The 23,555-nt window shown below is 60.2% G+C and carries 22 protein-coding genes; 20 read left to right on the forward strand and 2 right to left on the reverse strand.

Features of this window, described 5'->3' with window-relative positions:
* Nucleotides 1-232: 232 nt before the first annotated feature.
* The 17 genes from KFS80_RS23735 to KFS80_RS23815 all read left to right on the forward strand — a co-directional run bounded on the left by KFS80_RS23735 (nucleotide 233) and on the right by KFS80_RS23815 (nucleotide 19,244).
* Nucleotides 233-1,585, forward strand: a complete 1,353-nt coding sequence (locus KFS80_RS23735; RefSeq protein ID WP_212546148.1) for a UDP-glucose dehydrogenase family protein — start codon at nucleotides 233-235, stop codon at nucleotides 1,583-1,585.
* A complete protein-coding gene (locus tag KFS80_RS23740; protein ID WP_159812503.1) occupies nucleotides 1,582-2,619 on the forward strand; it encodes an NAD-dependent epimerase/dehydratase family protein in 1,038 nt (345 codons plus the stop codon). The genes KFS80_RS23735 and KFS80_RS23740 overlap by 4 nt, the downstream gene beginning before the upstream one ends.
* Nucleotides 2,620-2,637: 18 nt before the next feature.
* On the forward strand, nucleotides 2,638-3,384 hold the full coding sequence (locus tag KFS80_RS23745) for a sugar transferase (RefSeq protein ID WP_053119140.1): 747 nt from the start codon (nucleotides 2,638-2,640) through the stop codon (nucleotides 3,382-3,384).
* Nucleotides 3,384-4,031, forward strand: a complete 648-nt coding sequence (locus KFS80_RS23750; protein WP_008084477.1) for a CpsD/CapB family tyrosine-protein kinase — start codon at nucleotides 3,384-3,386, stop codon at nucleotides 4,029-4,031. The genes KFS80_RS23745 and KFS80_RS23750 overlap by 1 nt, the downstream gene beginning before the upstream one ends.
* A 21-nt stretch (nucleotides 4,032-4,052) precedes the next feature.
* Entirely contained in the window at nucleotides 4,053-5,078 is a 1,026-nt protein-coding gene (locus KFS80_RS23755) for a polysaccharide biosynthesis/export family protein (RefSeq protein ID WP_053119138.1), read from the forward strand.
* 16 nt (nucleotides 5,079-5,094) lie between these two features.
* Entirely contained in the window at nucleotides 5,095-6,687 is a 1,593-nt protein-coding gene (locus tag KFS80_RS23760; RefSeq protein WP_053119136.1) for a GumC family protein, read from the forward strand.
* Complete coding sequence (locus tag KFS80_RS23765) at nucleotides 6,684-7,775, forward strand: glycosyltransferase family 4 protein (RefSeq protein ID WP_212546149.1); 1,092 nt, start codon at nucleotides 6,684-6,686, stop codon at nucleotides 7,773-7,775. The genes KFS80_RS23760 and KFS80_RS23765 overlap by 4 nt, the downstream gene beginning before the upstream one ends.
* Nucleotides 7,772-9,142 (forward strand): O-antigen ligase family protein, encoded by a 1,371-nt coding sequence (locus tag KFS80_RS23770; RefSeq protein ID WP_212546150.1) that lies wholly within the window; start codon nucleotides 7,772-7,774, stop codon nucleotides 9,140-9,142. The genes KFS80_RS23765 and KFS80_RS23770 overlap by 4 nt, the downstream gene beginning before the upstream one ends.
* On the forward strand, nucleotides 9,139-10,107 hold the full coding sequence (locus KFS80_RS23775) for a glycosyltransferase (RefSeq protein ID WP_212546151.1): 969 nt from the start codon (nucleotides 9,139-9,141) through the stop codon (nucleotides 10,105-10,107). Before KFS80_RS23770 ends, KFS80_RS23775 begins: the two co-directional genes overlap by 4 nt.
* The gene (locus KFS80_RS23780; RefSeq protein ID WP_053119128.1) at nucleotides 10,100-11,236 is read left to right on the forward strand and encodes a glycosyltransferase; all 1,137 of its coding nucleotides are present in this window, start codon (nucleotides 10,100-10,102) and stop codon (nucleotides 11,234-11,236) included. Before KFS80_RS23775 ends, KFS80_RS23780 begins: the two co-directional genes overlap by 8 nt.
* Before the next feature lie 13 nt (nucleotides 11,237-11,249).
* Entirely contained in the window at nucleotides 11,250-12,257 is a 1,008-nt protein-coding gene (locus KFS80_RS23785; RefSeq protein WP_212546152.1) for a polysaccharide deacetylase family protein, read from the forward strand.
* Nucleotides 12,254-13,561, forward strand: a complete 1,308-nt coding sequence (locus tag KFS80_RS23790) for a lipopolysaccharide biosynthesis protein (RefSeq protein ID WP_053119195.1) — start codon at nucleotides 12,254-12,256, stop codon at nucleotides 13,559-13,561. Before KFS80_RS23785 ends, KFS80_RS23790 begins: the two co-directional genes overlap by 4 nt.
* Complete coding sequence (locus KFS80_RS23795; protein WP_212546153.1) at nucleotides 13,558-15,480, forward strand: hypothetical protein; 1,923 nt, start codon at nucleotides 13,558-13,560, stop codon at nucleotides 15,478-15,480. Before KFS80_RS23790 ends, KFS80_RS23795 begins: the two co-directional genes overlap by 4 nt.
* A 316-nt stretch (nucleotides 15,481-15,796) precedes the next feature.
* Entirely contained in the window at nucleotides 15,797-16,486 is a 690-nt protein-coding gene (locus KFS80_RS23800) for a GNAT family N-acetyltransferase (RefSeq protein WP_212546154.1), read from the forward strand.
* Nucleotides 16,487-16,490: 4 nt separating this feature from the next.
* Nucleotides 16,491-17,675 carry a GNAT family N-acetyltransferase gene (locus KFS80_RS23805; RefSeq protein WP_212546155.1) on the forward strand — a complete coding sequence of 395 codons (1,185 nt, stop codon included), beginning with the start codon at nucleotides 16,491-16,493 and terminating at the stop codon, nucleotides 17,673-17,675.
* Entirely contained in the window at nucleotides 17,647-18,438 is a 792-nt protein-coding gene (locus KFS80_RS23810) for a ChbG/HpnK family deacetylase (RefSeq protein ID WP_212546156.1), read from the forward strand. Before KFS80_RS23805 ends, KFS80_RS23810 begins: the two co-directional genes overlap by 29 nt.
* 113 nt (nucleotides 18,439-18,551) lie before the next feature.
* Complete coding sequence (locus KFS80_RS23815; RefSeq protein WP_212546157.1) at nucleotides 18,552-19,244, forward strand: GNAT family N-acetyltransferase; 693 nt, start codon at nucleotides 18,552-18,554, stop codon at nucleotides 19,242-19,244.
* 127 nt (nucleotides 19,245-19,371) lie between these two features.
* Here the strand turns inward: KFS80_RS23815 and KFS80_RS23820 are convergent, their stop codons facing one another.
* Nucleotides 19,372-20,169 carry a class I SAM-dependent methyltransferase gene (locus KFS80_RS23820; protein WP_212546158.1) on the reverse strand — a complete coding sequence of 266 codons (798 nt, stop codon included), beginning with the start codon at nucleotides 20,167-20,169 and terminating at the stop codon, nucleotides 19,372-19,374.
* A gap of 327 nt (nucleotides 20,170-20,496) precedes the next feature.
* Here KFS80_RS23820 and KFS80_RS23825 point away from each other — a divergent pair, with 327 nt between their 5' ends.
* Both KFS80_RS23825 and KFS80_RS23830 read left to right on the forward strand, forming a co-directional pair.
* Nucleotides 20,497-20,805, forward strand: a complete 309-nt coding sequence (locus KFS80_RS23825) for an addiction module antidote protein (RefSeq protein WP_201202416.1) — start codon at nucleotides 20,497-20,499, stop codon at nucleotides 20,803-20,805.
* A 56-nt stretch (nucleotides 20,806-20,861) separates the two neighbouring features.
* Nucleotides 20,862-21,209, forward strand: a complete 348-nt coding sequence (locus KFS80_RS23830) for a hypothetical protein (protein ID WP_212546159.1) — start codon at nucleotides 20,862-20,864, stop codon at nucleotides 21,207-21,209.
* Between the two features lie 163 nt (nucleotides 21,210-21,372).
* On the opposite strand, the gene KFS80_RS23835 is transcribed toward KFS80_RS23830, so the two are convergent.
* Nucleotides 21,373-22,272 (reverse strand): LysR family transcriptional regulator, encoded by a 900-nt coding sequence (locus tag KFS80_RS23835; protein ID WP_212546160.1) that lies wholly within the window; start codon nucleotides 22,270-22,272, stop codon nucleotides 21,373-21,375.
* Nucleotides 22,273-22,500: 228 nt separating this feature from the next.
* On the opposite strand from KFS80_RS23835, the gene KFS80_RS23840 reads away from it, so the two are divergent.
* Complete coding sequence (locus tag KFS80_RS23840) at nucleotides 22,501-23,520, forward strand: alpha/beta hydrolase (RefSeq protein ID WP_159815778.1); 1,020 nt, start codon at nucleotides 22,501-22,503, stop codon at nucleotides 23,518-23,520.
* The last annotated feature ends 35 nt before the right edge of the window (nucleotides 23,521-23,555 follow it).

Here is a 23,555-nt window from a genome sequence, read left to right on the forward strand (position 1 = left end):
TCTAATTTCGCGGCCTGCGACCGTTTATCGCATTAATGGAATTGTGAAAAAAGCGTCAAGAACGGGACAAATCCAGCAATAGCAAGCACTTGATGGCCATTCGCCCCCAAAAATGGGCCTGTTATACAGGTGCAACATGTCATTTTGCTGACACGCTTTTCTCACCCTGCGCTATACCCCTTTTGACAGTCTCATTTCGAACTCTTTCCACCGTCTTACGAGGCACGCCAATATGGACGTGAGCGTATTTGGTACGGGCTATGTTGGCCTGATACAAGCAGCAGCACTTGCCGATGTTGGACACCGCGTTTTATGCGTGGATATTGATCCGAATAAAATCAAGCAACTGCAACAAGCAGTTCCTCCGATTAGTGAACCGGGTTTATCCAGCACCCTGGAAGAAAACATTAAAGCCGGGCGCTTATTGTTCAGTACTCAGGCCAGTGATGCGGTGGAGCACGCCGAGCTGATCTTCATCGCCGTGGGCACGCCGGCCGATGAGGATGGCTCTGCTGACCTGAGCCACGTGCTCAACGTCGCCCGGCAAATCGCCTCGTTCATGGAGGCTGATCGCACGCTGATCATCAAATCGACGGTGCCGGTCGGCACGGCGGATCAGGTGCTCGCCGCAGCCAACAGTGAACTGCTGCGTCGCGGCAAATCCGAGCTGAACGTACGCGTGGTCTCTAACCCTGAGTTCCTCAAGGAAGGCAGCGCACTCGCCGACTGCATGCGCCCTGACCGGATCATCGTCGGTACCCGCGACGAAGCGGCCCGCGAGCAGATGAGCGAGTTGTACGCGCCGTTCTGCCGCAACCACGAAAAATTGATGTTCATGGACAACCGCAGCGCCGAGCTGACCAAGTACGCCGCCAACGCGATGCTCGCCACGCGTATCAGCTTCATGAACGAGCTGGCCAACCTCACCGAACTGCTCGGCGCCGATATCGAAGCCGTGCGCAAAGGCATCGGCTCTGATCCGCGCATCGGTTACCACTTTATCTATCCGGGCTGCGGCTTCGGTGGTTCGTGCTTTCCCAAGGATCTGCGCGCCCTGCTGCACACCGCCGAACACAACGGCATGCCGCTGAAATTGCTGCGCAGCGTCACCGACGTCAACGACCTGCAGCGGCACATCCTGTTCAGCAAACTCAAAGCGCAATTTCCGCAAGGCCTGGCCGGCAAGTCCATCGCCATTTGGGGTTTGGCGTTCAAACCGAACACCGATGACATGCGCGAAGCCCCGAGCCGTTATCTGATGGATGCACTGTGGGCCGAAGGCGCCAGCGTGCAGGCCTACGACCCGGAAGCGATGTCCGAATGCCGGCGCCTCTACGGCTACCGCAACGATTTGCACCTGTGCGCCACCCGCGACGACACCCTTGAAGACGCCGATGCATTGGTGATCTGCACCGAGTGGAAAAACTTCCGCGTGGTCGATTTCGAGCTGCTCGCGGAAAAACTGCGCTCGAAGGTGATCATCGACGGGCGCAACCTTTACAACCCGGAACACGTCGCCGCCGCCGGCCTGCACTACAGCGGCATCGGCCTGCGACATATCGCGCCCGAAGGACCACGGCCATGAAGGTGCTGGTCACCGGTGCGGCCGGTTTCATTGGTGCCCATTGCGTGTTGCGGCTGATGCGCGACGGCCACTCGGTGGTCGGCCTGGATAATTTCAACAGCTACTACGACCCGCAACTCAAGCACGACCGCGTGCAATGGGTGCGTGAGCAGGTCGGCGATTTCCAGCTCGCGACGGTTGACCTGGCTGATGCCGCGGCCGTCGACGCGCTGTTTGTCCGTGAACGCCCGCAGGTGGTGATTCACCTCGCGGCGCAGGCCGGGGTGCGTTATTCGCTGGAAAATCCACGGGCGTATCTGGACAGCAACCTCAATGGTTTCCTCAACATTCTGGAGAGCTGCCGGCATCACCCGGTCGAGCACTTGATCTACGCCTCGTCGAGTTCGGTGTACGGCGCCAACCAGCACACGCCCTATTCCGTGAAGGACGGCGTCAATCATCCGCTGTCGCTGTACGCCGCCACTAAAAAAGCCAATGAACTGATGGCGCACAGCTACAGCCATCTATTCGGCATTCCCTGTACCGGCCTGCGCTTTTTCACCGTGTACGGCCCTTGGGGCCGGCCAGACATGTCGCCAATCCAGTTCGCCCGGGCAATCAGCGAAGGCGAGCCGCTGAAGCTGTTCAATTACGGCGAGCATCAACGCGACTTCACCTACATCGACGACATCATCGAAAGCATTGCCCGTCTCACCGATCGCCCACCACAAGCGCAACCGCTGTGGGATCGCGAGCAGCCTGACCCGGCCAGCAGCATGGCGCCGTGGCGGCTGTTCAACATCGGCGGGCAACACCCGGTCGAGCTGAAAACCTATCTGGCGCTGATGGAAAAACACCTCGGCCAGAACGCCATTGTCGAGCTGCTGCCGCTGCAACCGGGCGACGTGCTCAACACCTGTGCCGACGCCAGCGATCTGGCCCAGGCCACCGGGTTCCAGCCACGCATAGAGCTGGACGAAGGACTTGGACGCTTCATCGCATGGTTTCGCGATTACTACCCGACTGCCTATCGCCCACGCGCCGCTCGCGGCTGAACATCAGCGGAGGACTTTATGACTGGACATGAAAAAGGTGTACCGATCCAACAACTGCAGCGTGATAAACGCATGGATCCGGAGCAGCGAATGCGCCTCGATGCAGCGATTCATCGTCAGGGCCGTGGCTGGTTCACCGGCCGTGACGGCGGTCGCCCATGGCAACTGTCGCGCACCAACCGCGTGGTCGCTTGCCTCGGTGCGCTGATGATTCTGCTGCTGATTTCGCCGCTGCTGCTCGGGCTGGCGCTGGCCATCAAGTACTCCAGCAAAGGCCCGGTGATGTTCGTGCAGAAACGCACCGGTTATCGCGGTCGCAAGTTCGGCATGTACAAATTCCGCACCATGGTCGCCAACGCCGAAGAATTGAAAGAGTCGCTGCGCCACCTGAACAAGCACGGTGCCGACGCCATCGACTTCAAGATTGATCAGGATCCACGCATCACCGGTATCGGCGGTTTTCTGCGGCGCACCAGCCTCGATGAACTGCCCAACCTGATCAATGTAGTGACCGGCGACATGCGCTTGGTCGGCCCGCGTCCGACCTCGTTCAACGCCTATCGCTACAAGGACAGTCACCTCGCCCGTCTGGCGATTTATCCCGGAATGACCGGCCTCTGGCAGATCTCCGGGCGCAGCAACATCGACTTCGACCAGCGCGTTGAGTTGGACCTCAGCTACATCGCCGAGCAGAGCCTTTTGCTTGATCTGAAGATTCTGTTGAAAACCCCCTTCAAAGTATTCAGCGGCCACGGAGCAAGCTAATGGACGGTTCAACCAACAAAAGCCTGAGCATTGCCAACCCCAGCGAATCGAACCTGACCTCGACCGTGCTGGATCTTGATCTGCGGATCCTTTTCCTGACCGCCGCCAACCCGGGCGCCGGCACCACCACCAGTGCGTTGGCGCTGGCCAGCCAGTTGGCGCAAATGAGCAGCGGCCAGGTGCTGTTGGTCGACGCCAGCCAGTCGGCGAGCAATCTGACGCAGCAGCTGAACCTGAGCAAAGAGCGCGGCCTGCGTGACTTGCTGTTCAACCCGGACAACCCGCCGCTGTTGCAGGACTGCGTGGTGCAGGTCTCAAGCCTGCCGTTCCACGTACTGCCGAATGGCCGGCCGATCCGCACCATGGAGCACCTGACCGCCGAGCGTCTAAGCCCGTTGCTTGATCAACTGGGCAGCCAGTATCGCTTCGTCGTGATCGACGGCGACGCGGTGTATTCCGCCGCCGACACCCTGGTGATCAGCACTCAGGTCGATGGCGTGGTGTTTGTGGTTCGCGCTGAAGACACCCGCTGGGAAGTCGCTCAGGCCGCCGTGCAACGGCTGACGCAGGCTGGCGCGAAAGTGGTCGGCAGCGTGTTCAACCGGCGCAAGTACTACATGCCCAAATGGCTTTACAAAAACCTGTAAGCAACCGCGAAGGATGACGCCATGAACGCCAAAATGCTTGTCCTGCTGTTGCTGCCGCTTGCGGGTTGCTCCAGCAATTCTGAAACGCAAAACATGCCGGTGAATATCCTCACCGCCGCGCCGGCCAACGCCCAAGCGACGGATATGCCGAAGATCGAGCAGACCCTGCGCCCGCAGGATGTGCTCGACGTGATCTTCCATATCAGCACCAGCGGCTCGGACGCTTACCGCGTGCAGTCGGGTGACCAGATCGGCCTGAACTTCACCGCCGCCAGCCAGCTCAACGGCAACCAATTGGTGCTGCCCGATGGCAGCATCGAACTGCCGGGCGCCAACACTTCGGTGAAAATCGCCGGGCTGACCAGTGATCAGGCACGCGAAGAAATCCAGCGTGCCTATCAGCGCAAACAGCTGTTCCAGCCCAATCGCAATCAATTGACCGTGCAGATCATCAGCCCGCTGACCAATGAGCAAAACCTGAAAAGCGCGCTGAATCACCCGGCCACCGGCATGAGCCGCGAGATCACCGTCGGCACTGACGGCTACGCGAGTTTCCCGGAAATCGGTGCTGTGCCGCTGCAAGGCATGACCGTCAATCAACTGGAAACCTTCCTCAACAAGAAGTACGCGCAACTGCCGGGCCGGATGACCGTGGACGTGCTGCTGAAGTCCACCGCCGGCAACGAAATCTATGTGCTCGGCGAAGTCGGCCAACCGGGTTCCTACCCGATCCGTCGGCCGGTATCGGTACTTGAAGCGCTGACCCTGGCCCGTGGCACCAACGTCAAGGCGCGCCTTGATTCGGTGGTGATCATGCGCCGCAACGGCAATCAGGTGCAGGCCGTGCGTTACGACGTCGAGAAGGCCCTGTCGGGCGAGGCGCCGCAAATCGCCTACCTGCAACCGGACGACATGCTCTACGTGCCGAAAACCAAACTGGCCAGCGCCGGCGAACTCGCCCGACAACTGGCCGACGTGGTGCTGTTCCAGGGCGTCGGGTTCAGCTTCGGCTACCGCGTCGACAACAAAGACAGTGACAGCAACTAACTCTCAGGTGACCGACATGAATCCAAAGGAAAACTACCTGCACGAGTTCTTCAGGATCTTCTTCGCCAACAAGCAACTGGTGAAACGGGTCTTCCTGATCTTTGCAGTGATCGCCCTGCTCCTGCCGCTGTTGCTCAAACAGAGCTTCGATATCACCGCGCAGGTGATCGTGCAGTCGAAAAAACTCTCCCAGGGTGACGCCACCACGTCGCTGACGGTGGACAACGCCACGTTCATTCCGCCGTCGCTGGCGGACATGGAAACCGAGAGCAATATCCTCCGTTCGCCGGCGCTGATCCGTCAGACCATCAGCGAACTGCGCGACAAGGGCGAATACACGCCTTCGCCGGGCATGTTCAGCAAACTGGTGGCCGATCCGTTCAAGCGCTACGTCAGTTCGCCGCTGCGCCAGTACGTGATCAACCCGGTGCGCAACATGCTCGGGCTGGAGACCGATCCGGTGCGTGACACCGCGCTCGACGCCCTGACCCAGCAAGCCATCGACAGCCTGAAAATCGAGACGCTGCCGGGCTCAAACGTGATCTCGATCATCTACAGCTTCCCCGATCCGCACCAGGGCACAACGTTTGTCGCCGCCCTCTTGCAGAACTACCTGGTCAGCCGTCAGGCGCTGCAATCGATCGACTTGCCGCAGTCGTTTTATGAGTCGAAAAAGCAGCTCTACCAAGTGCGTCTCGATGGCCTGGAAGGTAACCGTCAGGCCTTGCTGGAAAGCGTCGGCGCGTCGGATCCGAAGGAAGAAATCACCTTCCGCCTCAACGCGATCAACACCGAAGAACAAGCGCTGAACCTGTATCAGGATCGCCTGCTGCAGAGCCAGCGCTGGCTCGAGTACCTGAAAACCGCACTGGCGGCCGCGAGCACTAACAAGCTCAACGACTACACCTTCCCCTACACCTTCACCACCACCGTCGACAACGTGGCGTTCGAAGATCGGGAGATCAAACAGATGGGCGAGCAACTGACCACTCAGGTCAGCCGCTACATGAATGATCTGGCGGTGTTCCAGCCTGGCAGCGAGCCGATGCTGCTGACCCGCGAGCAAATCGCCCGCACCCGTAGCCAGTTCCTCAAAGTGGTGAGCAACCGCATTCAGGAACGCACCAACGATCTGGCGGTGGTCAAGCAGGTGATCGATCAGAAAACCGCGCGCATCGCCCAGTTCAAGAACCGCATCCACGAGTTGCAGCAGACTCAGAGCAAGCTGCGGCAGATGGACACCGAGATCGATGCGCTGCACGCCGCGTTCTCGACCTACGCCCAGAGGTTCGCCGAAAGCAGCACCACCCGTTCGCTCAGCGACGACCTGTCCAACGCCCGGGTGCTCAGCCCGCCGTTCGAACCGACCGAAGCGGCGTTCCCGAAACCGGGCCTGATCATTCCATTCGGCATGCTCACCGGGTTGCTGTTGGCGATTGCCTTCGTCTACGTGCGTGAGTTCTTCGATCACCGCTTCAAACACCCGGCGCAAATCAGCCACGAGCTGGGCATTCCGGTGCTGTTGGTGATCAACGACCAGAACGTGCTGCCGAGCAATCCGCACAAGAACTGGACCGTGCCAAGCTTCCTGCACTGGGTGCGCAATTGAGCAGCGCATCCGCCCCGAATACCGCGCTGCCGATCATTCATTTGCTCAGCAGCGGCGGTTTCTATGGGGCCGAGCGCATGTTGCTGGATCATTGTCTGGCGACGCCGGGGCAGCATCAGGTGCTGTTCCTCGACGCGCCAGCAGACCTGATCGCGCGCTTTCGCGAGGCTGGGGTGGACTGCCGCGGTTGTGCCGGACTAGCGGAATTGCTGCAGCACTTGCGTCAGCGTCGCGCTGAAAAACCGTTGCTCAATACGCACAATTTCAAAGGGCTGTTGTTCGGTTGGGTTGGCGCGACGCTGTTGCGCCTGCCGTTGGTGATCACCCAACACGGTTTCACACCGCGCAGCCGCAAGCAGAAGTTTTACACCTGGCTCAGCCTGCAACTGTGCCGCACCGCGTCGGTGGATCGAGTCGTCTGCGTGGCGGAAAGCATCGCCACGCTGCACCGTGAGGCCAGTGTGCGCGCGGATAAATTGCAGGTCATTCCCAACGGTTTGCCGGCGGCTGCGGCGATGGTGCCGGATGCCGATCGGCAACGCTGGCTGGCCGGTTACGTTGGCCGGTTGAGCAGCGAGAAAGGCCCGGATATGTTTCTCGACGCGCTGATTCCGCTGTGTCACCAGCATCCGCAACTGGACGCAGTGATGCTCGGCGATGGCCCGGAACGCGAGGCGTTGCAGGCGCGGATCGACAACGCCGGGTTGCAGCAACGCATTCGTTTGCCGGGTTATCAGACGGCGATGCAACCGTGGTGGCAGCAACTCGATGCGCTGGTGATCAGCTCGCGCACCGAAGGCACCCCGATGATTTTGCTCGAAGCCATGCAGGCCGGGGTGCCGGTGGTGGCGTTCGGCGTCGGCGGGATTCCCGATGTGCTGGAACATCGGCACAACGGCCTGCTTGCCACGCCGGCCGATTGCGCCGACCTCAGCCGTCAGCTCGAGACCTTGCTGAGCGAGCCGAAACTGGCCCGGCAACTGCGCGACAACGCAAAACGCACGCAACAGGATCGCTACGACCTCAAGGCCCTGGCCGAACGCTGGTCGCAGCTGTACATCCGCACGGCACGGGAGGCACGCGCATGATTTTCCCGCTCTCGATCGTCAGTTTGCTCGGTCTGGTCTGCATCGCTTTGCTGGCCAGCCCTTATCCGTTTCTGGCGCCGGGAGTGGTGCTTGGCCTGGTCGGTTTTGCGGTGCTGTACCGCAAGCCGACCTGGGGCCTGCTCGGTATCGCTGCACTGGTGCCGTTCGAAGGTTTCTTCAAGGACAGTTCGTTTTCCGGGAGTAAATTGCTCGGTGCCGGGCTGGCGGTGATCCTGATGCTGCAACTGGCGCTGCATCAAATTCCTTCGGAGCGCCTGCGCAGCAATATCTGGCGCTACCTGATCTGGTTCATGGTTCTGTACTTTTTGAGCATGCTCAACACCGATGATCTGGGCATGTCACTAGGGCATCTGCGTGAACTCAGCGTCGGCCTGATTCTGTTTGTCATTACCCTGTTGATTGGTCGCGACCTTAATCTCGACCTGTTCGCCCGCCTCGTCACCCTTGCCGTCAGCACCACCTGCGCGATGGCGATGTTCTCGGCCAAATTCCAGGATCAGGGCCGCGCGGCGGGCTTGCTCGAAGACCCCAACGCTTTCGCCATGCTGATTGCCTTCGCGGTGCCGATGGGTTTGCTGCTGGTGATACGTAGCCCGAATACCCTGCACCGATTGTTCTGGGGCGGTTGCTGCCTGCTGTTGCTGGGCGGCATGACCAAAACCGAATCGCGCTCGGGGCTGGTGGTGTTGGCGCTGAGCTTGTTGATCGGCTGCTGGCATTACCGCTCGCAACTGACGCGGATTCGTCCACGGCATCTGGGTTTTGCCATGCTCGGTGCGGCCATCGTGCTGCCGCTGGCGATCTACGCGATGCCGGCCGGTTACATGGCGCGCATCCAGTCCTTGAGTATTCTCAGCGCCGGTTCCAAGGCGCAGGACGAATCCCTCGGCCGCCGCGCTTCGTACATCGTCGTTGGCAGCCAAATGATCCGCGAGAACCCACTGCTCGGCTCCGGCCCCGGCACCTTCCCGCTGCATTACGCGACCACCGGTTACGCCAAGGCGTTTTCCGCCAACCGCAAAATCGGCGACTTGTACCGTCGCGCACACAACACCTATCTGGAGATTTTCAGTGAACTCGGGGTGCCTGCCGGGCTGTTGTTTGTCGGCATGCTTGCCCTCGGTCTGTACAACCTGATTCGCGCGCGGGCGGCGTGGATGCTGCGCCGCGATGCGTATCAGGCGGATCTGATGACCCATCTCGGTGTGAGTTTTCTGTCGCTGACGCTGTTCCTGATGTTCCTCAGCGCACCGAACCAGAAATACGTGTGGATCATGCTCGCGCTGACCAGTGTCCTGCGTCTGAAAGCCGAGCAAGCAGCGCTGACCACGGAGGCCAGAGCATGAGCCGAATCAGCATCGTCATTCCGATGTTCAACGAAGCCCGGCACATTGGCCGCACGCTGCTCGCGGCGCAAAAAGCCGCGCACGCGGCTGATATCGAGTGCGAACTGATCGTGGTCGATAACGGCTCCACCGATGAAGGCCCGCACATCGCCCGGCAATTCGGCGCGACGGTGTTGATATTGCCGGGGTTGTTGATCGGCGCGTTGCGCAATCGCGGTACCGCCATTGCTAGCGGTGAATGGCTGGCGTTTATCGATGCCGACATCGAAATGCCGGAGAACTGGCTCAAACCTTTATTCGACATCGAGGCCAGCGGTCAGGCCGACGTATTTGCGCTGGATCTGCACACCCCCGCCGAAGCGCCGTGGTACGCCACCGCGTGGCAACGGCGCACCTTGCGCGTGTCGTCGCAGACCTCGCATGTTGTCGACTGGTTACCCAGTGCCAACCTGCTGATGCGCCGGCGCTGGTTCGACAAGGTCGGTGGCTTCAACGAAACCCTGCGCACCGGCGAGGACAAGGAGTTCACTTTGCGCTTGCATGAACAGGGCGCGCGCCTGCTCTCGATCAACAACAGCGTCGCCTTGCACTGGGGTTACGAGATGAATTGGCGCGAGTGGATGGGCAAGGAATTGTGGCGTCAGGGCAGTCATCTGCAACTGCTGCGTACCCACGGTTTCAGCCTGCGCTTGCTGCGTTTTCCGATGCTATCGCTGTTCGTATGGTTGCTGGATTTTCTGGCGATTTCGGCGCTGCTTGATGGCTTTCCGCATCACGCGGCGATCATGGTGGCGATCACCAGTCTGCCGGGGTTGGTGCTGAGCCTGCGCCAGAGCGCCAAACACCACGATATCGGCCTGACCCTGCAACTGTGGGGCCTGCACTGGGTGCGCCTGCATCTGGCCGGCGCCGCGTTCATTTTGAGTCTGTGTCATTGGAACGCCAGGAGGCCTGCCCGTGGCTGAATTCATTTTCTGGATGTGCCTGTTGCTGCCGGTCTACGCCTACGTCGGCTACCCGCTGCTGCTGACGCTGGTCGCGCCGCTGTTTCCGGCCTGGCGGCACACCCCGGCGCCGCCGCTGAATGTCAGCATCGTGATTGCGGCGCACAACGAAGCACGGCATATCGAGCACAAATTACGCACGTTGCTGGCGCAGGATTATCAGCCAGCAAACCTGCAAATCATTCTGGCCAGCGACGGTTCGACCGATGACACCGTGGCTTGCGCGCACAAAGTCGTTGACCCGCGCATCACCGTCCTCGACCTGCCGCGTCAGGGCAAAGCGGCGACGCTGAATGCCGGCGTAGCCCTGAGCACTGGCGACATTCTGGTGTTCACCGACGCCGATAACCAATGGTCCCGCGAAACCCTCGGCTACCTGCTCGCACCGTTGAATGATCCGCAGGTTGGCGGCTGTGCCGGGCACATGGTCATCCCGGTCACCGGCGGCGGCTTGAGCGTCGGCGACAGTCTCTATCGGCATTACGAAGGCTGGTTGCGCCGGGTCGAGAACCGCACCGGTTGCATGGTCTCCGCCGACGGCGCCCTGCTCGCCCTGCGCCGCGAGTTGTTCCAGAACGTGCCGGCCGAGGTTAACGACGATTTCTTTATCAGCACCTGCGCACCGGTGGCGCACAAACGCATCGTCTATGTGCCGGAAGCGCAAGTGATCGACCACGGTGTCGATGAAGCAGACAAACAATTCCGGCGCCGTCAGCGCGTCACCGTCGGCGGTTTGCAAAGCCTCGCGCAACGTCGCGAGCTGCTCAATCCGCTGAAATATGGCCTGTACTCGATCGCATTGATCAGCCACAAACTGATCCGCCGACTGGCGCCGATCCTGTTGCTGCCGCTGCTGCTGAGCAACTTCTGGCTGTGGCAAGAACACGGTTTCTACCGCCTCGCCCTGATCGCGCAACTGATCGGCTACACCATCGCGATTGCCGGGCTGCTGGATTCACAACACCGTTTGCCAAAACCCTTCCGCCTCGCTGCGTTTCTGCTGGTCACCCTCGCCGGGATGAGTCTCGGCCTGTGGCAGTTCCTGCGCGGTCAGCGGTATGCCCAGTGGAATCCCGAACAGAACCGTTAAAAGGACTGAAGCCATGGCGATCAAACAACTGCTAAAACGCACCAGTGGCTGGCTCTATCTCAACTCGTCGATGGGCCGCAACCAGTTGCACGGCGCCGGGGTGATTCTGATGCTGCACCGGGTGCTGGCCAACGACCGCGCGGCCAACCTGCCGCACCGCAATGAACTGTGCGTCGGGCCCAAGGCCTTCGAGCATTTGCTGGTGTGGTTGCGCAAACATTTCGATTGCGTGCCGTTGATGGAAATCCTTCAGCCCAATTCGCTGCGCAGCGAGCGCCCGCGCGTAGCGCTGACCTTTGATGATGGCTGGCGCGACAACGCGGTCAACGCCTTCCCGCTCCTGCAAAAACACCAGGTACCGGCGAGCATTTTCCTCTCCACCGATTTCATTGGCAGCCGTCAGCGTTTCTGGTGGGAAAGCCTCGGCGAAACCCTGTGGGGCAGCCACGGCGAAAAGGCGCGGATGCATTTGATCGAGTGCTTGCAAATGATGCATCACCCCTTGCCGGTGATGCTCGATGACATCGATGTCGACCGCCGCAGCCTGGCGTTGCTGCATTACCTGCAAGGGCTGAAGTCGCTTGACCCGAAGGAGCTGGAAAAGCTCACCGACGAATGCCCAACGGAATCGCAACCGCAAGCGCTGGACTGGCATCAAGTCCGCGCGCTGGAAGCTTCGGGACTGGTGCGTTTCGGCCCGCACGGCGCCAGTCACGCCATCCTCACCGGCCTTGATGATCAGCGCCTGAACGAAGAAATCAGCCGCAGCCGCGATGCCTTGTACAAAGGCTGCAACCGGCCACTGCCGGTGTATTGCTACCCCAACGGCGACAACGATGAACGCGTGCGCGAGCAGATCGCCAATCACGATTATCCGTTCGCGCTCGGCACCGGCACCGGTATCTATCGCGGCGAAGGCGAAGGCGAACCGTTGAACCTGCCGCGTTTCGGCGTCAGTCAGCGCACCGCGCGCAATCCGGAATTGTTGTCGTGGCGGATTTTTCGCGGGGCGCGACCATGAGCCGAGGCACCTACCTCAAACATCTGGCGCTGAGCATGGGCACCAAACTGGCGATGATCGCCCTGCGTTTGCTGCGCAACGTGCTGCTGGCGCGGATTCTCGGGCCAAGTGAGCGCGGCTTGTTTGCGCTGCTCAGCACCCTGCCCGACTTGATCAGCGCCGCCACCAGTGGCGGGCTCAATTCGGCGGTGGGTTTTCAGGCTGCCAAGCAGCGGCCGATGGGGTTGTTGCTGAGTCAGGTGTTGGTGTTCGGTTGCTTGCTGGCGGCGCTGCTGACCTTGCTGGTGGTGGCGCTGGTGCGTGAGTTTGGCAGTGAACTGGATGTGACGATGCAACTCGGTTTGCTCGCCTGGCTGTTGCTGCTGGCGGTGCCGCTCACCGTGTTGAAAAGCGGCCTGCTGACGCTGCACAACGCCTCGGGTGGCGTGGTCGCGTTCAATGCCTTGCGTCTGGTCGAATCGCTGGCGCCGCTGTTGCTGTTTCTCGCACTGTTCTGGATGTGGAAAAGCGCCGCCCTCGAAGCCGCGCTGATCAGTTGGCTGGCCGGGATCAGTCTGGTGGTGCTGGCCGGTTGGGTCTGGCTCAAACGCGCACAGCCGTTACAGCTGCAATGGGATCGCGCCAGCCAGAAAGAACTGCTGCGCTACAGCGCGCGCAGTCATCCGGATCTGCTGTTTCAGCAAGTGATATTGCGCTCGGATTATCTGTTTATCGGCGCCCTGCTCGGCAGCACCGCCCTCGGTCATTACGCAATGGCCAGCGCCGCCGCCGAACTGCTGCTGATCGTCCCGGAAGCGGTAACCACGCCGCTGATGAAACGCCTGCTGCAACAGGACGAAGGCATGGACAAGGTCACGCCGCTGGCCCTGCGCCTGACCGCGACGGTGATGCTCGGCGCGTGCCTGACCATGGCGGTGATTGGCGAATGGCTGATCGTCACGCTGTTTGGTGCGGTGTACCAACCGGCCTACCCGGCGCTGCTGGCGTTGCTGCCGGGGCTGTTGGGCCTGTGCTACGCAAGCATTTTGCGCCTGGACTTGCTCGGTAAAAATCGCCCCGGCACGGTATCGATGCTGATGGGTTTGGGCGCGCTGCTGAACCTGGCGCTGAACCTGGTGATGATTCCGGCGTACGGCATTGTCGGCGCGGCGGCGGCTTCGTCGATTGCCTATCTGGCAGTGACGGTGGCGATGCTGGTGCTTTATTGCCGCTTGAGCGGCGTGCCATTCTGGCAAACCCTGATCATCCTGCCGCGCGACGTCACACCGATGTGGCTGATGCTGCAACGGCGGAAAACCGCATGAAAGGCCTGGCCCTGCTGATCGGTCTCGGCCTGTCGCTGGACGCCTTTGCGGCGCCGATGCGCTGGGGCGAGATTCGCGACGGCAGCCTGTATCTGCAAGCGGATCGTCCGGACACGGTAACCGTGCGCTGGACACCGGCGTGGCAGGCTGAGGCCAATGAAGAACATGTGTATTTGCTCGATGGCCAAGGCAAGTTACAGGGTGATCGGTTCATCAAGGCCAGTGAAACCCGTGGCAGTCAGAGCTGGCCGTTGTTGCCCGGCGCGGCGAGTTATCGACTGGAAATTCCCGGCTACAGCTTCCGCAATTATCGCGTCGAACATGACGAGCGCACGGTGGCGTTGTTCGCCCCAGCGAAAGTGCATTTCAGCGCTGATACGCACAATGGCGACGAGTTGTATTTCAAAGTCGCAGCGGGCGAGCACGCGGTGCTGGCCGGCAAGTTTCATGGCGGCGTCAGCGGTTTGCAGGCGCAGCGCGTTGGCGATGATCAACAACTGACGTTGGCACTGAAACCCTATCGCGCCTATTGGCAATTCGATCAGGTCGCCCTGCCTGTCAGCGAGCGCGAACAGGTCTGGCGCCTGCGTTTGCAGGGCAGCGGCAAAGCAGCGTTCTGGCTGGATGGCACGGCCAACCTGTTTGCGCAGAATCCGCAGCAACTGAAGCCGCTGCGCGAAGACGCCGGGCACACCCGTTTGACCCTGCACGACAAAGTCCTCGGGCGCACGCCGGATCTGGGCATCGCCCTGCCCTACGTGATGCCGCCGCCCGCCAGTCACGCGGCGCTGGATGCGCTGAAACCGACGGCAGCGAGTTATTACAGCTTTGTTGATGTGATGGCGAAGAATCCGCATTTCGAAGACGCGTTCCGTCAGGTGTATCAGGAGCGTTTCGGCATCAAGCAGGACATCACCTTGCTGGCCGGCAGTCAGCGTCAGGCCGATCTGCGCGCCGATGTGCAGAGCAACAGCGGCCTCGATGCGTGGCTGGCCGGGACGCGTGAGCTGGGCGGCAAAGGTACGCACTACATTGGGTTTGCCGATGAGCCGAACCTCAACTATTCGAGCTACGCGCAGTATCAGGCGATTTTCGCCAGCATGGCTCGGCAGGTGCGCAGCGATCCAGCGAATGCCAAGGCTGGTGTGCGCATTGCCATGCCGGCCAGTTCGCGACTGGTCAACGGGCCGTTCGCCGACAACGCGGCGGATAAACGCGGGATCGACTGGGCGCGGCGCTTGCTTAGCGAATCAGGCGATCAGGTCGATGCGCTGGCGTGGCACGAATGGATGATTCGCGACCTGCTCGCCACGCGCGTTTATCGCGACAGCGTGCGCCGCGCCGCCGACCTGGTCGGCCTCGACAGCAAAGGTCAGCCGCGCAAGGCCTTGCTGCTCGATCAGACCAATATGTCCAGCGGCTCCAGCCTCAGCCCCTACGATCAGGAAACCCACTACGCTTCGCTGTGGTGGGCGTCGGTGGTGATCAACGCCTCGCAGGACGGCTTGTTGAGCATGCTCAACTGGTTCCAGGCTGCCGATGAGCCGCAGTACCCCAAGGGCATGCTGCGGGTCTCGGCGGATGAACAACGTTTCGAGTTGAAACCGGTCGGCCTGGCGCAGCAGTTTATCGCCCAGCATTGGCTGCATCAGGTGTTGTGGCTGGAGAACGATTCGTTTGAAGTCGATGTGCTGGCGATGGCCGGCGACGATCAGCGTGGCTTGCTCGGGGTGAACAAAGGCACACGCCTGCAGCGCATGGAACTGAGCGGCGCCAAGTGCCCGCTGCACAACGGCGCCCTGCGCTACTTCGGCACCGACAACCGCAGCCGCGACGCACCGTTCACCTGCCGCGATGGACGCGTCAGCTTTGATCTGCCAGGCCAGACCCTGTTTGCACTGAGCTGGATCGCGTCATGAAGCCAATTCCGAACATTCATGAGAAAGGCCAGGTGAACCTGAAAACTGTGGTGATGGAGCTTTTTTTTGATGAAGGGAATTTGTGGTGATGGAAGTTGTGTTGAACAGTTTTTGTGGCGAGGGGATTTATCCCCGATGGGCTGCGAAGCGGCCCCAGCTTTTCAGGTTAGAGAAGCGACGACTGCTACGCAGCCGATCGGGGATAAATCCCCTCACCACAAAAGCTCATCACCACAGAACCCCATTACCTCAGGAGCCTCACCACAAAAGCCTCACCCCACAGGGTTCGCCGTGCCAGGGTTCAGGAGCACACACCATGGGCATCGTCAGCAAACTCAGCGAGCACATCAAACAAAAAGGCCTGCGCGCCACTTTGGCGAAAGCCTGGAAACACTACGTTTTTTCCCATCAGGAACTGCTGTGGATGGAGCGTGATCTGGTCAGCCCGGTGCCGCCGCACAACCTCAAACCCTACCCGCCATTGCAGGTAGTGAAGATCACGCCAGACAACGCCAGCGCCTTCGCCCGCAACTTCGGTGACCGCGTCGGCACCATGGCTGAACTGGCCAACGAAGGCCACACCGGGCACATGCACCTCGACGATCAAGGCGCTGCCGTGGCGTTCATCTGGGGCAGTTCGCGGGACTATTTCGACCGGCATTACTTCGGCTGTCTGTTCCCGGTGAAACCCGGCGAGTTCTTCGAGTTTGGCGGCGAGTTGACCCGCAAATATTGGGGCACCGAGCTGTCGGTGGATCTGCAACTGGAGCTGTGGAAAGCCATGACTGCACAGGGTTGCGACAAGGTCGTCGACGTCTGCGAATTTCACAATATCCCGGCGCTCAAGCTGCACCTGCGCATGGGCTATACCGAACAGGGACGGATCATGAATGTTTACACCGTGTTCAGTCGCTGGCGCTTCTACCGCGAAACCCGCTACAGCGGCTCGCGTCTGGACGCACTGCGCAAACCGTCCCGTCCACCCGTAACAGCAACGGCGGCCTGAGCCTATGGTGACGCGATTTGAATGGCGCACTTCACTGTGCGCCGCCGATTTCCCCGAAGCAGCGTATGAAGCGCTGCGTCTGCGGGTGACGGATCACACGCCGTTCAACAACCTCGGTTGGTTGTGCGCGGCCGAGCAGGCCCTTGGCACGGATGAGCGTCTGCACATCCTGCTGGGTTGGGAAGCGGACGAATTGCGTCTGTGCCTGCCGCTGGTGGCGAGTCGCGAACGCTTTGCCGGCGTGCCGTTTCGGGTGCTGCATCACTTGGGTTATCCGCTGGCAGATCGCTTGGCGTTGTTGTCGCTGCTGGGCGCTGAGGACATGCGTCAGGCGCTGAATATGATTCGCCAACGTGTGCCCCACGCGCTGCTGCAACTCAATGAATTGTCCGAACCTGCCGGTGAAGAAAGTGCGCTCACCGAATGGATGGCGCACAGCTCCACCGGTGAACGACGGCTGAGTTGTCGAGTGCCGGTGCACCTGATCAGCGAGGCCGATCATCAGGAAGTCTCCGGTGATCCGCGCTACAAACTGCGACGGGCGCGCAAGCGGATCGCCGCGTGTGGCGCTGAAGTGCGCAGAATTATTCCCGACGCGATGAGCATGGGCCCGTTGTTGCAGGCCATCAGCGAAGTCGAAGCGGTGAGCTGGAAAGGTGACGAAGGCGTAGGTATTTTTGCCAGCGAACCCAGTCGCCAATTGATCGAACGCGCGTTCATCGCCCTCGCCGGCCAAGGCCTGGTTCGGGTGGTCACGCTGGAGTTGAACGGGCGCTGCATCAGCTATCGCCTCGGCCTGCTGGAACAAGGCCGGCTCTACGATTACAACCTCGCCTTCCTGCCGCAGTACGCCGATCTGGGCAGTGGCCGGGTGCTGCTGGAGGAATGGATTCGCTGGGGGCTCGACGATCACTGGCACTGGATCGATGCCTCGCGGGTCAGCCTGGAAAACTCCAGCCATCAACTGCACGAACGCATGACCGGACAACTGGAGCACTGGCGCTGGAGTTTTTATTCCTGGCGGCCGAGTGGTCTTGTCCTCGGCCTGGGCTTGCGCCTGTGGCATCGACTCAAGCCGCGCGTACAAGCCTGGCGGGCGCGGCGTGCCGAGCAAGCGAAACCTGTTTTGAAACCTGTCGCGATCACCACGGAGGGCGAACATGCCACGCCAAGTCATAGTCAACGCTGACGATTTCGGCCTCAGCCCGAACGAAAACGCGGTGATCTTCGCTGCCTTTCAGGCCGGGGTCATCAGTTCTGCCACGGCCATGGCCAACATGCCGGCGTTCGAAGCGGCGTGCGCGATGGCCCGGCATCCGACGCTGCAAGGCCGGGTTGGATTGCACTTCAACCTGACTTACGGGCGACCGTTGAGTCAGGCAATTCTCAAGCGCCGTACCTTCTGCGACGACCATGGCGTGTTCGACCTGAGTCTGCCGCGCCGTCGGTTGTGGCTCAGTCGCGAAGACCGCGAGGCGGTGCGTGAAGAATTGCAAGCGCAGTGGCAGCGTTGCGTCGATCACGGTGTGCGGCCGAGTCATATCGATTCGCACCAGCACGTGCACAACATCTGGCCGATCGGCGAGATCGTCGCGCGGTTTGCCGCGCATCAAGGTGTGCCGATTCGACTGGCGCGCAATCTGGGGCAAAACCTCAATCTGCCCAAGCGCGTGTTCAAGGGTTTGCTCAATTGGCGCTTGCAGAGTCTGGCGGGTGTGACGGCTGACTATGTGTGCACGCCGATCGACCTGCGCAATGACATTTCGCCGACCGACGGCGTGCTGGAAATCGTCGCGCACCCGACGCAACTTGGCAGCGATTTTGGTGATGCTTATCTCAACCCTGACGAGTCCCTGAGCCGCGTGCTAGAGCAGAGTTTGACGGGCGTTCCACGGGTTTCCTATGCCGATCTGAACAAGGATTTTCTACGCGGTACCGCCGCACTCGATTGAGTTACATACCTTGCAACACTTTCGAAGATGGCACTTTGAAATGAACTGGCAAGGGTGATCTATACCCACAAAAGCGACATCCACAACACCGGGCTTCGGCCACGGAGGGCATCATGAGCTTTATCAAAAAACTACAAGAACGCATCCGCCAAAAAGGCTTGGGCCGCACCTTCGGCACGTTGTGGAAACGTTACGTGTTTTTCCATTGGGAACTGTTGTGGATGGAGCGCGACCTGGTCACTCCGGTGCCGCCGCACAAGCTGCGTCCGTACGAGGGCCTGAGCAAAGTCGACATTACGCCGGAGAATGCGATCGCGTTCAGCAAGCATTTTGGTGACCGCGTGGAGACCATGGCGGAGCTCGCCGCCGAGGGTCACACCGGGCATATGTACCTCGATGCGGAGGGGCATGCGGTCGGGTTTATCTGGGGCAGCATTCGCGACTATCACGACCGTCATTATTACGGCTGCACCTTCCCGGTGAAGCAGGGTGAATTCTTTGAGTTTGGCGGTGAGATGATCCGCGCGTATTTCGGCAGCAGCCTGTCGGTGGACGTGCAGGTGGCGCTGTGGGAAGCGATGGCGGCGCAGGGTTGCAACAAAGTGGTGGACGTCTGTGAGACGCACAATATTCCGGCGCTGAAGCTGCACATTCGCATGGGCTATCACGAGCAGGGGCGCGTGATGCACGTGTATTGCCTGTTCGGACGCTGGAAGTTTTTCCGTGAGACGCGGTATGAGGGTTCGCGGCTTGAACCGCTGCGCAAACCGGGGCGGCCGGTGGTGAGTGCGGCGGCGCAGGCTTGATTCAGTTCCGGAATTTGTATCGGCACTGATGTCGTCATCGCGAGCAGGCTCACTCCTACATTTGAAATGCATTCCCCTGTAGGAGTGAGCCTGCTCGCGATGAGGCCGGTAGCCGCGCAGATTATTATCAGGTCTTGATGGCGACCAGGGTAAAGCACATCGGCATCTGCGCCTCGCGATTCAGGTACTGGTCATACACCTCTTCCCGATTCGAATGCGGGTATTCCCTGAAGTGCGCAATGTTCAGCCCTGCCCCGATGGCGCCGCTGAAAATCGCCCCCAACGTATGCACAAACCAATACGACTTCGCCGCCTGCTGCTCAACCTTGCCGACATACACAATCGGCTCCTCCTGCACAAATGGCTCGGTGCGGAAGTACGAACTGGCGAGCTGATACGGATCCTCCGCATCCGGATCAACCATTTCCAGAAACGGATGGGTTTCATAGATCACCAGTTTCCCTCCCGGTTTCAGCGTCGAGACGACATGACGGAAAAACTCGCCAATGTCCGGCATCCAGCCGAACACGCCAATGGTGATCAGCGCCAAGTCAAAACGGTTGTGCAAGGACGCCGGCAAATGATGGATATCGGTCTCGATGAACTCGGCGTTGTGTGGTGAACGGCGGTTCAGCTCACGCGCCTGTTCGAGAAACGCCGCCGACTGATCGACACCGACCACACTCCGCGCACCGTGGGCAAACAGCGACAGACTCTCGCGGCCATTGTTGCAGCACAGCTGAATCACATCCTTACCATCGACCTCAAGCAACCCGCTCAAGGTCTCATCAAGACAAGAGAAATCCGCCTGCGCAACTTCGCTGAGCAAGTCCTGCCAGTCAGGCGAATCCTCATGATGGCGGGCGGAATCGTTCCACGCCTGTCGATTGCTCTCGATGGCGGTTTTGTTATTAGGCACTTCCATGGCGCACTCCGGACGATGCTCGTAATTGAGCGAAACCGAGTCTAAATCACCCCGCCAATCGCGATTGTTGCAAACTTGTAAGCCACACCGTGTAGGAGCTGCCGCAGGCTCGGGCCGCGTTCGGACGATCTTTTGATCCTGCTTTTAAAGATCAAAAGATCGCAGCCTGCGGCAGCTCCTACATATCTGAGTGTTTATGCCTACAAGTGTCGGCGAATTATCAAAACAGATAGCGGACACGGCTGACTATTCAACTCGGCTCACATGGATATCCTCACGAAGCGCAGACATCCGCCGCGCACAAAAAATGGCTAAGGAGGTTTAACCATGAGCCAGACTTTGACGAATTTCGACATGGCAGCACTGCTGGACAGTGACGAAGCCATCAGCGAATACCTGTCTCAGGTACTCGCAGACGGGGATAACGAAGAGTTTCTTCGTGCAATCGGCTATGTGCTTAAGGCACGCGGAATGACGCAGATAGCCAAAACGTCAGGCATGGGTCGCGAGAGTCTGTACAAGGCGTTCGCGCCGGGTGCAAAACCGCGCTTCGACACGGTTTTGAAAGTTATGCATGCCCTCGGCATTGATCTTTACGCACAGCCAGGGCATGCGATCAATCACCCAGTCGCTTGAATGCAGGCCAGCTATAGTTAATAGCCTTGGGGAATACCGCACTCGCAGGTGCCGCCATGCTGATGCTCGAACGGCTGTTGTTGATGGGTTGTCTGCTTGCTGCCACTCAGGCGCAGGCGCTGGACAGCAATTTTGTGTACTACGGGCCTAACCAGCCCTTTGCCCACCCTGCCCCGTATTCACTGAATGCGACGCCGCCGCGATCGTATGAAGAGGCGGCGCCGCAGGATTTTGTGGTGATCCCGGGTGACCATGAGTTCTACGATTCGCAACTGCCGACGGTGGCGGATGCGACGGTGCGGGTGTTTATTCGCACGTACGATGCCGAGCGCGGGATTTATGTGAATGATGAAGTGCTGGATCCCGGTTGTTTGCTGGAGTGTTTGAGTCGGCAGCAGCGTTGATTCGGGTTGCACGAATATTTTTCAGACACCGAAGAACCCTGTGGGAGCGGGCTTGCTCGCGAAGGCGTTGGGTCAGCCAATGATGGGTTAACTGACACGACGCTTTCGCGAGCAAGCCCGCTCCCACTGGGTTTTGCAGGGTTTGAAAAAACCACTGTAAGGTTTAGAGGGCGACGTTGTTCTGGTTCAGGCGTTCGCGCAAAAACTCGACCAACGCCTGCACCGGGCGCGAGGCCTGACGATGCTGCGGGTACACCGCCGACAACGTCAGCGGCTCCGGACGCAGATCATCCAGCACCGGCACCAGCCGGCCATCCTTCAGCGCTGCGCCGACAATAAAAGTCGGCAAATACGTAATCCCCATTCCCTGCACCGCCGCATCCCTGAGCAACTCGCCGTTGTTCACGCGCATGCGCCCGGTGACGTTGACCAGCAGCGGCTTGCCCTGCCCCGCGTTAAACCGCCATTGCACCGAGCGCCCGTGGCCGTAAGGCAGGCAATCGTGGTTGAGCAGTTCTTCCGGTTTCAACGGCGTCCCGCGCTCAGCCAGGTAAGCCGGACTCGCGCAATACACCCGTTCGATCGACGCGATGCGCCGGGCGATCAACGTTGAGTCTTCCAGCACACCAATGCGCAGCGCCAGGTCATAACCCTCGCCCAGCAAATCAACCGGCCGATCACTCAGATCCACCTCTACCGTGACCTCGCGATAGCGCTGCAAAAACATCGGCAGCAGACAACCGAGGTGCGCGACGGCAAACGACAGCGGCGCGCTCACGCGAATCGTTCCGCGCGGCTCGGCGGTCTGCCCGGCGATGCCCTGCTCGACCTGTTCGACTTCGCCCAGCAGGCGCAAGGCCGATTCGTAGTAGCTCTGGCCCAACGGAGTGACGTCGAGGCGCCGGGTCGAGCGATTCAACAATCGCACGCCGAGGCGTTCTTCCAACTGCATCAAACGCCGGCTGACGAACTGCTTGGACAAGCCCAACTGATCGGCCGCGGCGGTGAAGCTGCCGGAGTCCATGACCTGGCAAAAAATACGCATGTCTTCGAACGGGTTCATTGTCACTCTCTGGTGGACAGTTAAACGCTTTATAGCCGCTTTTTCACTTTCGAGCAGCTCATTAATCTGTGCTCACGGTTTGAAAATAACCCTGAACACGTAGGAGCTGCCGCAGGCTGCGATCTTTTGATCTTGATCTGCGGTGACGCGGGTAAAAGGCAAAAACAGGATCAAAAGATCGCAGCCTGCGGCAGCTCCTACATCACACATTCGAAAATGGAATTGAACATGAACATTAAACAGACCCTCGCCGCTTCCCTCCTCGCCCTGTCCATCGGCAACGCGTTCGCCGCCGAGACCTCCGGTGTCGAACACAACACCCAGGCCTTCCTCAACGCCCTCGCCGCTGGCGGTGGCAAACCCCTTGAGCAACTCAGCCCGAAGGATGCCCGTGCGGTGCTGACCGGAGCGCAGGCTTCGGTGAAGGTGGACTTGTCCGGTGTTGAAGTCAGCGACAAGGCGATCAAGGTCGATGGCCAGACGATCAACCTGAAAGTGGTGCGTCCGGCCAAGGTCAAAGGTGAGTTGCCGGTGTTCATGTTCTTCCACGGTGGCGGCTGGGTGCTCGGCGATTACCCGACGCACCAGCGCTTGATTCGTGACTTGGTGGTGGGCTCTGGCGCTGTCGCGGTGTACGTCGATTACACGCCGTCGCCGGAAGCGCAGTACCCGACCGCGATCAACCAGGCTTACGCCGCGACGAAATGGGTGGCTGAGCACGGCAAGGACATCGGTGTCGACGGCAAGCGTCTGGCGGTGGCCGGCAACAGTGTCGGCGGCAACATGGCGGCGGTTGTGGCGTTGATGGCCAAGGAACAGAAAACCCCGGCACTGCGCTTCCAGTTGTTGATGTGGCCGGTGACCAACGCGCAGTTTGACGACGGTTCGTACCAGCAATTTGCCGAGGGCCATTTCCTCACCAAAGGCATGATGCAGTGGTTCTGGGACAACTACACCACCAACCCGGCCGAGCGCGCGCAGATCCATGCTTCGCCGCTGAACGCCAGCGCCGAACAGCTCAAAGGCTTGCCTGCTGCACTGGTGCAGACCGCCGAATTCGACGTGTTGCGTGACGAAGGTGAAGGCTATGCGCGGCACCTCGATGCGGCCGGCGTGGCGGTGACCTCGGTGCGTTACAACGGGATGATTCATGACTTTGGTTTGCTCAACCCGCTGAGCCAGATTCCTGAGGTGAAAGCGGCGGTGCGTCAGGCGGCGGCTGAGTTGAAGACTCATCTGAATCCTTAAAAACAAAAGATCGCAGCCTGCGGCAGCTCCTACAT

The organism is Pseudomonas rustica, from assembly GCF_018336155.1.
GTDB classification, from domain to species: domain Bacteria; phylum Pseudomonadota; class Gammaproteobacteria; order Pseudomonadales; family Pseudomonadaceae; genus Aquipseudomonas; species Aquipseudomonas rustica.